Source organism: Streptomyces sp. NPDC031274, from assembly GCF_055570235.1.
Genome location: NZ_JBVIHP010000038.1, coordinates 18746 through 33763, shown reverse-complemented (window position 1 = coordinate 33763; position 15018 = coordinate 18746). Strand labels below are relative to the sequence as shown.

The following is a 15018-nucleotide window of genomic DNA, read 5'->3' as shown; positions in this document are numbered from 1 at the left end:
GTGGACATTGCTCCGGCGAGCGGTCACTCCGGTCGGCGCGCGAGCACGCGGTCGACCAGGCCGTCGAGATAGTCGGGTGTCAGCGGTACGACGCCGAAGAGCACCCGGACGTAGATCGGCGCCAGGATGCCGTCCAGTACCTCCAGTACGTCGGGGGCGTCCTCACCGCGGGTGCGGGCCCGCTCCAGCATGCCCTGGAGCTGCTCGGAGCGGACGGAGAGGAACCGGTCACGGGCCGACTCGCCGTCAGGGCCGGTACCCAGCGCGGTGACGACGGTGCGCAGCAGGGCCAGGCCGTCCGGCCCGGTGACGTCCTCGGCGGCCTTGGCGGCGAAGGAGCGCAGGTCGTCGGCGAGGCTGCCGGTGTCCGGCATGGGCGAGCCCTCGGTCAGGCGGCTGACGACCACGTCCATCAGCAGCGCCTCCAGGGTGCCCCAGCGGCGGTAGATGCTGGTGTCGGCCACACCCGCGCGGGCGGCGACCTCACGCACCGCGAAGGTGCCGTAGCCGCGTTCGGCGATCAGGTCGGTGACGGCCTGGTGGACGGCGATGCGGACCCGGGCGCTGCGGCCTCCCGGGCGGCGGGCGGGAGGCGGTGTCGGCGAAGCGGCCGATGAGGGGTTCTCATGCACACACCAAGCTTAACGCAGTGCGTGCTTGCGTTTATGGCGATGGCGCGCCTATGGTCTCACTAAAAGCAGTAGATGACTGCGTTAGGAGCCTGCGGTGAATCCGATCTTCTTCCCCGACCACCCCTCGTTCTGGTACGAGACCCTGCGGACGCTCGGGCACATCGCCTACGGTGGCGCCGACTTCGGCGAGGTCGCCACCACCGCCGAGCACATCGCCCCCGGCGACTACGACAGCTGGCACGACCAGTGGCTGGCCACCGCCGACCGGGTCGCCGACCAGGCCCGCACCTCGCGGGAAGGCGGCCACCGCACCAGCGCGCGCGACGGTTTCCTGCGCGCCTCGAACTACTACCGCTGCGCGGAATTCTTCCTGCACGGCAACGCCGCCGACCCGCGCATCCACCATGCTTACGACGCCTCCGTCGCCTGCTTCCGCCAGGCCGCCGAACTGTTCACCCCCGCGATCGAGCCGGTCACCATCCCCTACGAGGGCACGACGCTGCCCGGCTACCTCTACCGCTCCGACGCCTCCGGCCTGCCGCGCCCGACCGTGGTGATGTTCAACGGCTTCGACGGCACCGCCGAGGAGATGCACTTCTTCGGCGCAGCGGCCGCCGTCGAACGCGGTTACACCGTCCTGGTCCTCGACGGCCCCGGCCAGCCCGGCACACGCCACCACCAGAACCTGATGTTCCGCCCGGACTGGGAGAACGTCATCACCCCAGTGCTCGACTTCGCGGCAACGCTGCCCGAGATCGACCCGGAGCGGATAGCCGTCCTCGGCGTCAGCATGGGCGGCTACCTCGCGCCCCGCGCCGCCGCCTTCGACCGACGGATCACCGCCGTCGTCGCTCTCGACGGCGTCTTCGACCTCGGCGACCTCAGCACCGCCCCCCTCGCGCTGCCCCGCGCCGAGGCCGAGCGCCGGCTGCGGGCCCCGCACGACCCCGAGCTGGACGCTGCACTGGCGGCCGCCATGGCCTCCGACCCCAGCACCAAGTGGGCCATCGAGCACGGCATGTTCGCCATGGGCGCCGACACTCCGCGCGCCTTCTGCGCCGCCTACCTCGACTACCACCTGCGCGAGGGCATCGCCGAACAGATCACCTGCCCGGTACTGGTCTGCTCCGGTGAGGACGACGGCTTCTTCAAGGGGCAGCCGGAGAAGCTGTACGACCACCTGCGGTGTGAGAAGACGTTCCTGGCGTTCACCGATGCCGAGGGCGCCGAGGCGCACTGCCAGTCCGGCGCCCAGAAGCTGGCGTTCACCCGGGTCTACGACTGGCTGGACCGGGTGATGGCCCGCCGTCCTCCAGCGGTCGGGTCCATCGGTAGGGCGCTGGCCATGACGGGCGCGGTGGTCGAGGCAGTCGACGACGGCGATCGGTGGTCCGCCCCCACTCTCTGCTCGGCGTGGGACGCGCACGCCACGCTCAACCACCTCGTCGGCGGCATGCGGATCTTCGCCGCTGAACTGACCGGCACCGACCCCGGGGGCGAACACCACGACGACTGGCTCGGCGCCGACCCCTCCGGCGCCTACCGGGCCGCCGCCGACACCGACCGCGCAGCCTGGCAGCACGCGGCCTCCACCGGCACCGACCTGGCCAAGGTGACGGTTCGCCTCGGCTTCGGATCCGTCCCGGGTCCGATGGCGGCGCTGATCCACCTCACCGAGGTCCTCGTCCACGGCGTCGACCTGGCCGTCGCCACCGACCGCACCGACCTGGTCGACCAGCACCTGTGCGCGGACCTGCTCGCAAGCATGCGGAAGATGGACATGGAGCCCTTCCGCCGTCCCGGCATGTTCGGCCCCCGGACGCCTGCCCCAGAGGGTGCACCGGCGCACGTGCGACTGCTGGCCTTCCTCGGCCGACAGATCTGAAACGGCATGCCTGAAGTGCCCGGCATTCCCGACGCGTCCGGCCGCTCCCGACCAGCCGGATCCTGATGCGGTCGTCGATTCCTTGCCGAGCTCGGTGTCCTCTGTGCCTCGCGTAAGGGCTGGTGTCGCCCGGGCGCGCACGAGCAAGTTCTCGGTAAGGAACAGGGACGCGAGCGGATCTGGGCCGTGGAGCACACCGCGACGCCGGACATGTGGGAAGCCCGGCCCCCGGCAGTGCCGCGCCTTTGCCTGTCAGGGGGCGTTTCCCGCCGAGGTCCGTGCGGCATCAGGGACCGGGACGGCGCCCGTGTCCTCGGCGACTGAGGCCTTCGCCGGTAGCCCGATTCCGAGCTTCTCGAGGATCCTCTTCTCGATTCCGTCGGCGAGGTCGGGGTTGTCCTTGAGGAAGTTGCGGGCGTTCTCCTTGCCCTGGCCGAGCTGGTCGCCCTCGTACGTGTACCAGGCGCCTGCCTTGCGGACGAAGCCGTTGTCCACGCCCATGTCGATCAGGCCGCCCTCGCGGCTGATGCCCTGGCCGTAGAGGATGTCGAACTCGGCCTGCTTGAAGGGCGGCGCGACCTTGTTCTTGACGACCTTGACGCGGGTGCGGTTGCCGACCGCGTCCGTGCCGTCCTTCAGGGTCTCGATGCGGCGGATGTCGAGCCGCACCGAGGCGTAGAACTTCAGCGCGCGGCCACCGGTCGTGGTCTCCGGGGAACCGAACATCACGCCGATCTTCTCGCGCAGTTGGTTGATGAAGATCGCCGTTGTCCTCGTCTGGCTGAGCGCGCTGGTGATCTTCCGGAGCGCCTGGCTCATCAGACGGGCCTGCAGACCCATGTGGGAGTCGCCCATCTCGCCCTCGATCTCGGCGCGTGGCACCAGGGCCGCGACGGAGTCGATCACGATCAAGTCGATCGCGCCGGAGCGGATCAGGATGTCGACGATCTCCAGAGCCTGCTCGCCGTTGTCCGGCTGAGAGAGGATGAGGTTGTCGGTGTCGACGCCCAGCTTCTTGGCGTACTCGGGGTCGAGGGCGTGCTCGGCGTCGATGAACGCCACCGAGCCGCCGGCCTTCTGCGCGTTAGCTACCGCGTGCAACGTCAGCGTCGTCTTGCCGGAGGACTCCGGCCCGTACACCTCCACCACACGGCCGCGGGGCAGACCGCCCACACCGAGCGCCACGTCCAGCGCGGTCGATCCGGTAGGGATCACCTCGATGGGCTCATTGGGCCGCTCGCCGAGGCGCATGACCGCACCCTTGCCAAATTTCCGCTCGATCTGTGCGAGCGCGGTGTCCAGCGCCTTTTCGTGGTCGGTTCCTGCCATGAGCTTTCACCCGGTCCGATTGTGTGGCACGTGTGTGGCACGCCGCACGTCGGAGAACGTGAGCGTCTACTGCCGACAACGGACGTCTCGGAGATCCCAGAAAACGAACATCCGATCGATTTACGTGTCCAGTGAAAGGTACCAAACCGAGGGGGAGCGGGACGGGACGCGCACCGGACCGCTCCGGACGCGGACCGCGCCGGTTTCCGGCGGCCAGGATGGAACGGGGCCGGAGCCGTGGTCGGCGTCGACGGCCGCGTTCCCGGTGCGTTTCGAGAGTTGGGAGGACCCGGCGCCCGCCCCGCGGCCGACGGTGCCGTACCCGATCTGGTTCGACCGCTGATCGATGGGGCGGTCGTCCGCCGACGTGGCGAGGGCCTGGCCCTCTTGCCGCGGTGGGGCAGGGCTTTCACACTGCGGAGCATGGATGGGGGGCGGGGGAGTGATGGCAACACGACAACGGCGCCGACGGTTGAGGAAGCACAGGCGTCGGCAGCTCCAGTGCTGGGGCGGTTTCGCGACGGTGATCGCCGTGGTGTGGTTGGCGGTGAACTGGGCGACGGTCTGGCCGGTCTTGGTGGCCGTGTTCGCCGCGCTCGTGGTGGCCGGGGGCAGCTGGGGGTTGTGGCGTGCGCACTCGGCCGCGGTGGGCCAGGACCGTAGGTGGCGGGCGCAGGAGGAAGCGAAAGCGCGAGAACTGTCGATGACGGAAGTCGACGCACTGTCCTGGCAGGACTTCGAGCGCTACGTCGCCGACCTGTGTCGCAGGGACGGCTGTACGAGGGTTGTCGTCAGCGGCAGGAGTGGTGACCTGGGCGCCGACGTGGTCGGCTATCTCGCGGACGGCCGCAAGCTGGTCGTCCAGTGCAAGAAATACGCGCCTGAGCGCAGCGTGTCCTCGCAGGACATGCAGAAGTTCGTCGGCACCGCCCGCCTCGAACACGGTGCGGACGTCGCTCTGTTCGTCACTACCTGCCGTGCCTTCACGAAGGCCGCGCGCGGCCTTGCGCTGCGGCAGGACATCGTGGCCATGCACCGGGACCTGCTGGGGGCCTGGGTCAAGGGCGCCCGTCTGGAGACCCTGATCCCCCTGGGCCGCGAGGGAGTCGTCAGAGGGTATCGCCCCTGAGCCAGGCCGGTATGTGGATTCCTCCGCCGCCGTACATCGGGAGCTTCACCGATTCTCCGTGGCGGGCGAGCTGGCTCCAGGGGCGGTTGATTCCCGCGGAGCCGTAGTTGCGGACCCGAGCGACGGTGTCGAGGTCGAGGACGTCGACGAGGATCTCCTCGCCGGGGCCGGCCTGCTGGCGCACGATGCCCTCGGGGTCGACGATCGCGCTCTGTCCGACTCCGGCCGGGTCGCCGGCGTTCACGTTGACGACGTAGACCTGGTTGGTCCAGGCGTTGGCGCGGGCGCAGACCAGTTCCATCTCCCGGTCCCGGGTCGGGGTGAGGGTGGGCTGGATGACGATCTCCGCGCCCAGCCACGCCAGTTGGCGCACCGTCTCGGGGAACGAGCCGTCGTAGCAGATGGCCAGGCCCACCCGGCCCGCACCGGGTATGTCGAAGACGGTGAACTCGTGGCCGGGGGTGGTCTTCTCGTACGGCTGCCAGGGAAAGACCTTGCGGTAGCGGGCAGCGATCTCGCCCTCCGGTGAGACGGCCAGTGCGGTGTTGTAGATGTGCCCGTCCTCGGCGCGCTCGTACACGCTTCCCGGGACCAGCCACAGGCCGGTCTCCACGGCAAGGGCGCAGAGCCGGTCGGTGAGCGGGCCCGGGATCGTGACGGCGGCCTGTTCCATCCAGTCGTCCGGAGCCGGCCGCAGCAGGGCGTCTTCCGCGGCCAGCAACAGCTCGGGGACCACGACGAGTTGTACGTGGGGAAACAGGCCGCGGGTGGAGCGGACCTGCTCGGCGAAGCGCTGCCAACTCGCTTCGAGGTCGTGGGGTACGGGGGTGGTCTGGACGGCGGCGATGGCGAGCGTGCGCATGGGCGGGTCAGTCCTCGGTGACGGTGCATTCGGCGACCGCGGTGCGGCCGTCGCGGAAGAAGCGGTGGAAGCGGGTGCGGGCGACGGCCAGGGCCAGGGTTCCCGCGGCGATGGAGCCGGCGCCGAGGAGGAAGACCCCGCCGACGCCGTGGAAGGAGGTGCGGCCGTAGGCCGGGTCGTACATGTCGTGCGCGCTGCGGGCGAAGGCGGCCAGCATCATCAGTCCGCCGAGGAGGGGCAGGACTCCGCGCAGCAGCAGGTCGCGAAGCGAGTCGCGCAGCCGCCCCCGGAAGTACCAGACGCAGGCGAGTGCGGTGGTGCCGTAGTAGCAGGCGATCAGCAGTCCGATGCACAGGATGGCGTCGCCGAGGAAGTCGGCGGACACGAGCGTGAGCAGGACCAGCAGACAGGCGGCCGTCGCGCCGATGAAGACGGTGCCGAAGCCGGGAGTGCGGTGCCGGGGGTGGACCCGGGCGAAGGCGGCGGGCAGGGCGCCGTGGGCGGCCATGGACAGCGTGCCGCGCGAGGAGCCGACGAGGCTGGTGAGCAGGGCGGAGACCGCGGACACGCAGACGGCCAGCTGCATCACCTTGGCCGGTCCCGTGCCGAGGACCGGTGGGGCGAGAGTGGACAGGATGTCGGCGGCGTTCTCGGGGTTGCCGAGTCCGGTGCCGCCGGTGCCGGTGCCTGCGAAGCTGATCGCGGCGAAGGCGGTGAACAGATAGGTCCCGAGCAGGACGAGGGTGGAGACGACGGCGGCCTGGCCGGCGACGCGTTCCCCGTCGCGTGTCTCCTCGTTCGCGGTGATCAGCGCGTCCCAGCCCCAGTAGATGAACAGGCACAGCATCACCGACTCGGCGAACGGGCCGAAGCCGTCGAAGGCGAAGGGGTTGAGCCAGCCCAGGGACGGGGTGGCGCTGCCGTGCCGGGCGAAGGCGGCGGCCCCGAATCCGGTCAGGGCGGCCAACTGCAGTCCGAGCAGCACGTACTGGACGGACGCCGCGAGCTGCATACCCCGGTACGCGATCGATGTCACCACCGCCAGCAGTGCCACCGCGGTGATCGCCACGGCGGTGCCGCTGTCGGCGAGTGAGTGCAGGCCGAGCAGTTGGAGCAAGTAGGTGGCGCCGACCTGGGAAAGGGCCGTCATCGCGATGAGCGTGGCGGTCTGCACCACCCAGCCGCCGGTGAGCCAGCCGGTCAGCGGCCCGAACGCGCGCGTGGTCCACACGAAGGTGGTGCCGCAGTCCGGCATCTCGCGGTTCAGCTCACGGAAGGCGAACGCGGTGAGCAGGATCGGGACGAAGCCGAGCAGCAGCGCGGCGGGCGCGAGGTTCCCCACGGTCAGGGTCACGAAGCCGAGGGTGACGGCGATGCTGTAGGCCGGGGCGACGCAGGACAGGCCGAGGGTGACGGCGGCGAGCATACCCACGGAGCCCTTCCGCAGCCCTTTACCGGCCGGCGCGGGCGGAGCCACGGCCGGGACCTCGGCGTCGGTCGGATTGGTCATGCTCGCTCCTGGAGGCCGAAGTTTTGTTAAACGAAGATTTAAGAGAGGGTGTTCCTCCCCGTCAAGAGCTGGGCCAGTATCGTTAATGCTGAGTGTAAAAATCTGCTGAAGGGATCGGGTGTGGCGGCTAGAAAAGGGATCGGCAAGGAGGCCCGGCGGGCCGAGCTGGGCAAGGCGGTGGAGCGCGCCTTGGTGGTGCGCGGTCTTGAGGGTCTTCGTCTGCGCGACATCGCCGATGAAGCCGGGGTCACGCCCGCCGCGGTGCTCTACTACGGAGATCTCGACGCGCTGGTCCACGAGGCGTACCAGCAGGCCATCGAGCGCTACAGCCAGGAGCGGGAGAAGGCCGCCGGCCGGTTCGCGGACGCCCGCGCCCAGTTGCGGGCCTGTATCGACAACGGCGTCGCCGCGGGGCCCGACGACGCGCTGACGCGGCTGCTCTTCGAGTACTGGCCGCGCTGTCTGCGGGACGCCAGGGCCGCAGCGCTCGACAGCGCGCTGACCGAGCGTCAGATCGCGGTGTACTCAGGAATCCTGGTTCTCGGGCAGGCGCAAGGTCATTTCGCCCTCCAGGACCCGCCCCGACTGCTCGCCGCGAACTTCGTCGCCATGGAGGACGGCTACCAGATGGAGGTCCTCGCCGGCCGGCGGACCCGTGCCGACGTGATCACCGCCCTGCGCGCCTACGCTCGCGCGGTCACGGGGCACGAGTTGGCCGACTGATCCTGAGTGAGCACAGGGGTCCAGGTCGTTTTTGGTGGCGTCCTCGAGGGTGGATGTGCTCGGTGCTCGGTGCTCGGTGCTCGGTGCTCGCAGCGAGGCTGCTGTGCCGACCGGATCAGTCCTGGGACGTAAGCCCACGGGCTAGTGCGATCGGCATGTGGTTGACCGATGGGCCGATGCTGCGGGGGCGGGGCACGTGACAGCGTCGTCCTGTGTCCGCGGGTCGGCCGTGGGGCACGGTTGACGATCCGTCACTAGGGGAGGGCCCATGACCACCACACCGTTCATCAGCCGTAGGGGTTTGACGCGCCGCCACATGATGGGAGCTGCTCTGGCCGCCGGGGCGGCCGTGCCGCTCGCCGGCGTTGCCGGCTCCGCGTGGGCCGGCCCGGGCACGAGGCGGCTGGTGCTGCCGGTGCCGAGAGGGCCGCACCCGGTGGGCACGGTCCAACTGCACCTCGTCGACCGGTCGCGTCCGGACGACATCGCGGGCCCCGGCCGCTTCCGCGAGCTGATGGCCACGGTTTGGTATCCCGCGCGGGATGTCAGGCAGTATCCGGTGGCGCCCTGGATGCCGACCGGCGCGTTCCAGGCGTTCCTCGCTGATGCCGGGTTCAGCGATCTGGCCTCGCTGGGGCCGCTGACTGCCGGCCGCGTGGGTGCTCCGGTGCGTCGGACAGGCCGACGGCTGCCCGTCGTCGCGTTTTCGCACGGCGCGCACAGTCACCAGGGCGACCACACCGTCGTGGTGCAGGAGCTCGCCAGCCACGGATACGCGGTGGTGACGGTGGCTCACCAGTACGACACCTACACCCAGTTCCCCGACGGGCGGATCGCCGTCCCGCTCACTGACAGGCAGGCGCCGACGCTGCCCGGTGACTTCGCCGCTGACCTGCGCTTCGTCCTGGACTGCGTCGAGCAGCTCGCCGCCGGGCGCAATCCCGACGTCGGCCACAGGAAGCTGCCGGACGGACTGTTGGGATCCCTCGACACGCGGCGCATGGGCGTGTTCGGCTGGTCCAAGGGCGGGACGGCAACCGCCAGCGCCATGCTCGCGGACGAGCGGATCCGGGCCGGGCTGAGCCTGGACGGCCCGATGCAGATGAAGCCCCCGCTGGCCGGCGACCTGGACCGGCCGTTCATGATGATGTCGGCCGTGTTCACCCGGGCCACGGCTCCCGAGGCTGCCGCGTTCTGGTCGCACCTGCGGGGCTGGCGGCTTGACATACAAGCGCGGGGCGCCGCCCACGTCTCCTACGGCGACAACGAGGCGCTGTTCCCACAGGTGGCCAAGCTGTACGGGTGGAGCAGGAAACAGCTCCAGGATGTGATCGGCACCCTCCATCCCGAGCAGGCGGTGAAGATCCAGCAGGCGTATCCGCTCGCGTTCTTCGACGAGCACCTTCGCCGGCGCCGGGGGCACCTGCTCGACGGGCCGTCCCCGGCCTTCCCGGCAGTGACGTTCCTTGGGTGACGGTCAGGCAGGCGAGTCGAAGCAACGCGAACTCATCCTGCTGCACCGTCGAAGACGCTCCTGAGCTGCCTGGACGACGTATTCGGCAGGCGCAGTGCCCTTGCGGAGCATGCCGGGGGGATCGGCTCGGCCTCCCGATACGGCTCGATTCCGTATACCCCGTTTCACGAACACCGGCTCCGTCTCGTCTTTCCGGCGTGTTTCATGGGTCCGGCCGGTGCTGGGAGGGTAGGGAGCTGCTTCAGTGAAGCGTTTTGGTTCCTGGGAACCCGCGCGCGGAGTCAACAGCCTGTGCTGTGACGGCCTTTGAGGGGGATGGCGCGTGATTGAGACGGCGGTTCAGATATTCACCCAGGCAGCCGGGGGGACGGCGGCCGCGGTGGGTTCCGGGGTGGGGCAGCTGGTGTCGGACCTGGTGCGTGAGCGGCTCGCCGGGAGTGAGTCCGGCCGCTCGGCGATACAGGCCGTCGAAGCACAGCCGGCAGACCCGGGGGCCGCGGCCGGGCTCCGCACTCTGCTCCAGGCGGAGGCCGACGCCGACCCGGAGTTCGCCCGGCAGATAGCCGCAGCCTTGGCCGCCGGGTCGCCGCCGGCCGAGCCCCCGAAACAGGTCTCCGGCAGCATCACCATCGACGGCTCAACAGTCAGAGGCCGCAACACCATCTCCCTGGGGCCCGTGACCTTCAACAACACTCGCAACGCCCGCTACTCCCTGCTCTCCGCGGCGTTGGTGGTGGTCGCCCTGGTGGCGATGGGCCTGTACGGCGGGACCCGGCTGATCACTGGTGACGACCAGGGACAGGCGAAGTCCGTAACCCCGCTGAGTGATGCCGTCGCCTACCAAGTGCTCCCGGACCTGGCGAGCCTGCCGACGGGCTGGACACAGCCGAAGGCGCCCGACATAGGGGGAGCGCAGGTACCCGAGAGCGCAGGGCTCTCCTACTTCGCCTCCGTCGACTTCCTCATGGGCGACTCCGACGCCGACCTTCACATAAGCGTCGCAGCGTTCACCAGTGCGGAGAAGGCCCATGCCTTCTACCTGAAAACGGAGGGCAGGAACAACGACGATGGCGGGGGACATCCAGTGGCACTGCCCCGTGTCGGAGACGAGAGCTTCGCTGATTCGTTTCCCAGCGGGAACGGAGAGGGGTCCGGTTCCTCCGTGTCGTTTCGCGTCGGCACAATCCTTACGATCATTACTGGTGAGGACGTCGACGGTCGGCCGTTCAACGGCACCTGGCTCAAAGCCCTGGGGGAGATGATGGCGGAGCGGGCGCAGCAGGCTCAGAACGGCCAGGAACCCACAGCCTCCGTGCGCAACGCCTAGGCCTGGAGAGAACAGAACAGACGAACACGAGGCCCCGTGACCCGGGACCATCGCGCCCAGCACAGACGCCGATCGAGTGCGAGGCGCTAGGCCTCCGGCCCGGTAGAAGCCGCGTGCGGCGGGTAATACACGCGGCCGTCGGTTCACACAGTGGTCACCGTGCCGATGCCGTCGTCGGTCTTGCCCAGTCGGCCCAGCCACTGCAGGAGCGTGGCGGCGGCTCTCCGGTAGTTGTGTAGAACGGACCGTGTGAGGCGGTAGCAGAGGTAGCCTCGGCGTATGGTCAACATCAACTTCAGCTCTCCGGTCGGTGTCTGGTGGACCAGCGATCGGTGGCCGATCGCCGACGTGATTGCCCGGGCCCGTGAGATTGAGCAGCTCGGGTACGGATCGCTGTTCTACGGCGAAGCCGGGGGCAAGGAGTCCTTGACCCAGGCCGCCGCCCTGTTGGGCGGTACCGAACGGCTGGTGGTCGGGACGGGCATCGCGAATATCCACGCCCGCAGCGCCCCGGCCAGCGAAGCGGGCGCCCGTACGTTGGGGGCGCTGCACCCGGGCCGGTTCGTGCTCGGGCTGGGCGTCAGCCACGCTCCGCTGGTGGAGCACAGTTATGCCGGTTCCTACGAGAAGCCCCTTAGCACCATGCGGGAGTACCTGCGGGTCATGGACGCGGTGCCGGACGAGGTCGAACCAGGAGGACAGCGCCCGGCCCGGCTGCTGGCCGCGCTGGGCCCGAAGATGATCGAGCTGTCCGCCTCTGCCGCCGATGGGGCGCACCCGTACCTGGTGACTCCGGAGCAGACCGCGAGGACACGTGAGCGGGTGGGGACGGACAAGTGGGTGGTCAGTGAGCAGGCCGTCGCGCTCACCACGGACCGGGAGAGCGGTTTGAGCTGGGCACACCAGCACCTGCACATGTACTCGCAGCTGCCGAACTACCGTAATTCCTGGCTGCGTCAGGGATTCGATGAGTCCGACGTGGTCGTGGGCGGCTCGGACAAGCTGGCTGACGCCATGGTCGCCATCGGCGACCCACAGGCACTGGCTGCGCGCGTGCAGCAGCACCTGGACGCGGGCGCCGATCACGTGCTCGTACAGGTTCTCGGCGAGGATCCCTCAGTCGACCCGCTGCCCACGCTGCGCGAACTCGCCCCGGCCCTCAGCCTGAGCAAGGCATAACCGAGCACGTCGTCCTCCCTCCTCCCGGGTACGACCGCCTCAATCTGACTGACAGTCTGGGGTACTTGGTGGTACGCATCCTGCTTCCTGCGTACCGTCGCGCACATGTCTGCCGTTCAGCGGGTGCGCTGCAGATGAGCGGAGATCTGCAGGAACGCGGGGACGAGCGGGACAGCAGGTACGGCCGGGGACATGACCTGGGAGCCGTAGTGGACGATGACCGTTTCCAACTCCGGTGATATGAAGAGACGTTGGCCGTGTATCCCGCTGGCCATGAACGAGCCGTGGCCGTCGTTCAGGATCCACCACAGGTCGTGGTACGAGAGGTCGGCGGGAGCGGTCGGCGGCGCGGCGGGGAAGCGAACGTGCCGGGCGTAGCCCTCGGGAGCGTTGGTGATGTCGGCGATCACGGCGCTCGGCAGGATCTGCTGGTCCCCGACGGCGCCGCCGCAGCGGATCATCTCGCCGAGCCGGGCGACATCGCGGGCAGTGGCACTGAATCCGCCGCAGGCCGCTTCCGCGCCTTCGCTGTCGAGGACGTAATAGGCGTCCTCGTCGGCGCCGATGCGGGACCAGATCATGTCACTGAGCAGGCCCGATGTGGTGGTGCCGGTGATGCGGCGGAGGATTTCGGCGAGCGTTTCGACGTTGCCGTTCTCATAGCGGAATTCGGTGCCGGGCGCCGCGGTGGCGCGTGCGGTGGTCAGGTGTTCGCGGATGCTTCCGGGACCGCTGTAGCCGTACGGGCGCAGCGATGGTGCGATCACTGCGAAGTAGCGCTGCGCTTCGGTCTGTTTGTCGAAGGGGCGCCCCCCGTAGGAGACCTGTGTGCCCATGTGCAGCAGGTGGTCAACCGTGCTGTCGCCAAAGGCGGTTCCGGCCAGTTCGGGGAGGTACTCGCAGGCCGCCGCCTCACGGTCCAGGGCCCCCTCATGGCTGAGTACGGCTGCCAACAGGCCCATGTAGGACTTCGCCGCCGAGGCATTGAAGTGCGGGTCGTGGGGCCGCAAGCCGTGCGGGTAGGTCTCGTAGACGAGGTCTCCTCGATGGAGCACAAGGAGGGCGTCGGTCTGTGCGGCTTCGAGAAGGTCGGGGAGCGGCACGGCGCGTTCGCCGGGTGCGGTGAGGGTGAGCTGGCCGACGTCCGCGGTGTCGGTCGGGAGGCTGCGGGCGGGGCCGGGCCCGCGCCATACGCGTCGGCTGGGTAGCAGTTCGCGTTCCGAGGTGGTGTACCGGCGCACCCAGGCCGGATCGGTGTAGCCGCGGGACCAGTGCAGGTTCATGAGTGGCGTGTCGGGCATCTGCGCTCCCCAGTCTTGGCTGACGGAATGACCGTAACCATACACACAGTTCAAATACGTGCCGAGGGGGATCGGGCGACGCGGCTGGTCTGCCGAGATGAGAGAGGGGGTGGATCTCATCTTGACCAGAACCGTTGACCGGAAGCATTCAGCGAGTTACGTTGCCGGACACTTGACACGTTAGTAGACGTTTAGTTCAGATGCTCCGCGCTGCCGCGTACTGCTGCCGCAAGAACGGGAGCGCTGCCACCGGCGCACCGGCACTCCCGCAGCCGAGCATTCCGCCCTGCTTTTTCTGAGTCGCAGGAGTTTGTTCATGTCCCCACAGCCATCACCGCAGCTGGCTCTCGACGCATCCGGCGACCTCGGAGTGCCGGCGTTCGACCGGCGCCGCGCCTGGCTCGTCACCGCGTTGATCGTCACGTTCATGGTGATCAACTTCGCGGACAAGTCGGTCCTCGGCCTGGCGGCCGGGCCCATCATGGACGAGTTGGACATCAGCCACAGCACCTACGGGCTGATCTCCAGTTCCTACTCGGTCCTGTTCAGCCTGTCCGGGCTCGCGGTCGGCTTCTTCTCCGCGCGTATCTCCAGCCGCGTCCTGCTGTTCGTGATGTGCCTGGTGTGGGGGCTTGCCCAGCTGCCGGTCCTGATCGTGGCGACCGTGCCGACCTTGCTCGCCGGTCGGCTGCTGCTCGGCGCGGCGGAGGGCCCGGCCACGCCCATGTCGATGCACGCCCTGTACAAGTGGTTCCCGGTCGGGCGCCGTGGACTGCCTTCGGCCCTGCAGATCAGCGGCGCCGCGCTCGGCACGCTGCTGGCCGCCCCCTTGGTGACCTGGCTCATCACCCAGTTCGGCTGGCGGTCGGCGTTCGCCGTGCTGGCCGTGGCCAGCCTGATATGGAGTGGGGTGTGGTGGTGCGTCGGGCACGACGGCCCGTACGACGACAAGCCGGCCGCCGAGCCGCAGGCCGGGCTGTCGGACGGGCAGGTGCGCGTGCCTTATCGGCGGATGCTGCTGTGCGGCACGGTCATCGGAAGTGTGGCGAGCGCGTTCGGGGCGTCGTGGGCGATGGCGGTGAGTCAGGCATGGCTGCCGTCCTATCTCAGGACTCAGTTGTCCATGAGCCCCGGGACGGCGGCCTCGGTCATCAGCGCCGTATCGGCTTTCAGTTTTGTGCTGCTGCTCGCACTGTCCCCCGCGGTGGACCGGCTGACCCGGCGGGGCGCCTCGCTGCGCTGGTCGAGCGGTGTGCCGCAGGGCGTGGCGGTGCTCTGCGCGGGAACGGCGATGGCGCTGATCCCGGTCCCCGGGGCGACCTCGGTCCAACTGATCCTGATCGCCGTCGCGTTCGGCGCGCATTCGATCGCCTTCCCGCTGCACTACATGACGGCGGCAGCGGTGGCCCCGGCCTCCCAACGGGGAGCCCTGTTCGGCATCGTCGCCGCCACGGGGACACTTCCCGGCCTGCTGGCCCCCTCCCTCACCGGACGACTTCTCGATACGGCCTCATCGCAAGGTGCGGGCTACGCGCAGGCGTTCGTCCTCGCGGCAGCAGTCATGATCGGCTGCGGGGTGGTGGCGGTCTGCTGCATCAATCCGGCCCGGGACGCGGTCCGGCTGGAGTCCGCCGCCTAGGGCGATGGCGCCGGTGCGCCTGCGCCGG

At 69.3% G+C, this 15018-nt stretch carries 13 protein-coding genes; 7 read left to right on the top strand and 6 right to left on the bottom strand.

Annotation, left to right across the window (positions count from 1 at the left end; all coding sequences use genetic code 11):
- Positions 1-23: 23 nt before the first annotated feature.
- Positions 24-632, bottom strand: a complete 609-nt coding sequence (locus tag ACZ5CR_RS40015; protein ID WP_468867158.1) for a TetR/AcrR family transcriptional regulator — start codon at positions 630-632, stop codon at positions 24-26.
- A gap of 94 nt (positions 633-726) precedes the next feature.
- Here ACZ5CR_RS40015 and ACZ5CR_RS40010 point away from each other — a divergent pair, with 94 nt between their 5' ends.
- On the top strand, positions 727-2517 hold the full coding sequence (locus tag ACZ5CR_RS40010; RefSeq protein WP_468867156.1) for a TIGR03086 family metal-binding protein: 1791 nt from the start codon (positions 727-729) through the stop codon (positions 2515-2517).
- Positions 2518-2769: 252 nt separating this feature from the next.
- On the opposite strand, the gene recA is transcribed toward ACZ5CR_RS40010, so the two are convergent.
- Complete coding sequence (gene recA / locus ACZ5CR_RS40005; RefSeq protein WP_468867153.1) at positions 2770-3846, bottom strand: recombinase RecA; 1077 nt, start codon at positions 3844-3846, stop codon at positions 2770-2772.
- Positions 3847-4291: 445 nt separating this feature from the next.
- Here recA and ACZ5CR_RS40000 point away from each other — a divergent pair, with 445 nt between their 5' ends.
- Positions 4292-4975, top strand: coding sequence for a restriction endonuclease (locus tag ACZ5CR_RS40000; RefSeq protein WP_468867150.1), 684 nt, complete (start codon positions 4292-4294; stop codon positions 4973-4975).
- On the opposite strand, the gene ACZ5CR_RS39995 is transcribed toward ACZ5CR_RS40000, so the two are convergent.
- The gene (locus tag ACZ5CR_RS39995; protein ID WP_468867147.1) at positions 4956-5837 is read right to left on the bottom strand and encodes a carbon-nitrogen hydrolase family protein; all 882 of its coding nucleotides are present in this window, start codon (positions 5835-5837) and stop codon (positions 4956-4958) included. The genes ACZ5CR_RS40000 and ACZ5CR_RS39995 overlap by 20 nt on opposite strands.
- Positions 5838-5844: 7 nt before the next feature.
- Positions 5845-7347, bottom strand: a complete 1503-nt coding sequence (locus ACZ5CR_RS39990) for an APC family permease (protein WP_468867145.1) — start codon at positions 7345-7347, stop codon at positions 5845-5847.
- A gap of 120 nt (positions 7348-7467) precedes the next feature.
- Here ACZ5CR_RS39990 and ACZ5CR_RS39985 point away from each other — a divergent pair, with 120 nt between their 5' ends.
- The 3 genes from ACZ5CR_RS39985 (at position 7468) to ACZ5CR_RS39975 (ending at position 10871) form a co-directional block, all read left to right on the top strand.
- A complete protein-coding gene (locus tag ACZ5CR_RS39985; RefSeq protein WP_468867143.1) occupies positions 7468-8070 on the top strand; it encodes a TetR/AcrR family transcriptional regulator in 603 nt (200 codons plus the stop codon).
- 268 nt (positions 8071-8338) lie between these two features.
- Positions 8339-9544: an alpha/beta hydrolase family protein gene (locus ACZ5CR_RS39980; protein WP_468867140.1), complete on the top strand. Its 1206-nt coding sequence runs from the start codon at positions 8339-8341 to the stop codon at positions 9542-9544.
- Between the two features lie 415 nt (positions 9545-9959).
- Positions 9960-10871 carry a hypothetical protein gene (locus ACZ5CR_RS39975; RefSeq protein WP_468867138.1) on the top strand — a complete coding sequence of 304 codons (912 nt, stop codon included), beginning with the start codon at positions 9960-9962 and terminating at the stop codon, positions 10869-10871.
- A gap of 143 nt (positions 10872-11014) precedes the next feature.
- Here ACZ5CR_RS39975 and ACZ5CR_RS39970 read toward each other — a convergent pair whose 3' ends face one another.
- Entirely contained in the window at positions 11015-11161 is a 147-nt protein-coding gene (locus ACZ5CR_RS39970) for a hypothetical protein (RefSeq protein ID WP_468867257.1), read from the bottom strand.
- Between ACZ5CR_RS39970 and ACZ5CR_RS39965 the strand changes: the two genes are divergently transcribed.
- A complete protein-coding gene (locus tag ACZ5CR_RS39965) occupies positions 11151-12050 on the top strand; it encodes an LLM class F420-dependent oxidoreductase (protein ID WP_468867135.1) in 900 nt (299 codons plus the stop codon). The two genes, ACZ5CR_RS39970 and ACZ5CR_RS39965, sit on opposite strands and share 11 nt — an antisense overlap.
- 116 nt (positions 12051-12166) lie before the next feature.
- On the opposite strand, the gene ACZ5CR_RS39960 is transcribed toward ACZ5CR_RS39965, so the two are convergent.
- On the bottom strand, positions 12167-13351 hold the full coding sequence (locus ACZ5CR_RS39960) for a serine hydrolase domain-containing protein (protein WP_468867133.1): 1185 nt from the start codon (positions 13349-13351) through the stop codon (positions 12167-12169).
- Positions 13352-13667: 316 nt separating this feature from the next.
- Here ACZ5CR_RS39960 and ACZ5CR_RS39955 point away from each other — a divergent pair, with 316 nt between their 5' ends.
- A complete protein-coding gene (locus tag ACZ5CR_RS39955) occupies positions 13668-14990 on the top strand; it encodes an MFS transporter (RefSeq protein ID WP_468867130.1) in 1323 nt (440 codons plus the stop codon).
- The last annotated feature ends 28 nt before the right edge of the window (positions 14991-15018 follow it).

Coding starts and splice junctions, on each gene's coding strand:
- recA (WP_468867153.1), bottom strand. CDS start 3,846: ATGGCAGGAACCGACCACGAAAAGGCGCTGGACACCGCGCTCGCACAG.
- ACZ5CR_RS39965 (WP_468867135.1), top strand. CDS start 11,151: ATGGTCAACATCAACTTCAGCTCTCCGGTCGGTGTCTGGTGGACCAGC.
- ACZ5CR_RS39970 (WP_468867257.1), bottom strand. CDS start 11,161: ATGTTGACCATACGCCGAGGCTACCTCTGCTACCGCCTCACACGGTCC.
- ACZ5CR_RS39980 (WP_468867140.1), top strand. CDS start 8,339: ATGACCACCACACCGTTCATCAGCCGTAGGGGTTTGACGCGCCGCCAC.
- ACZ5CR_RS39990 (WP_468867145.1), bottom strand. CDS start 7,347: ATGACCAATCCGACCGACGCCGAGGTCCCGGCCGTGGCTCCGCCCGCG.
- ACZ5CR_RS39960 (WP_468867133.1), bottom strand. CDS start 13,351: ATGCCCGACACGCCACTCATGAACCTGCACTGGTCCCGCGGCTACACC.
- ACZ5CR_RS40000 (WP_468867150.1), top strand. CDS start 4,292: ATGGCAACACGACAACGGCGCCGACGGTTGAGGAAGCACAGGCGTCGG.
- ACZ5CR_RS39995 (WP_468867147.1), bottom strand. CDS start 5,837: ATGCGCACGCTCGCCATCGCCGCCGTCCAGACCACCCCCGTACCCCAC.
- ACZ5CR_RS39955 (WP_468867130.1), top strand. CDS start 13,668: ATGTCCCCACAGCCATCACCGCAGCTGGCTCTCGACGCATCCGGCGAC.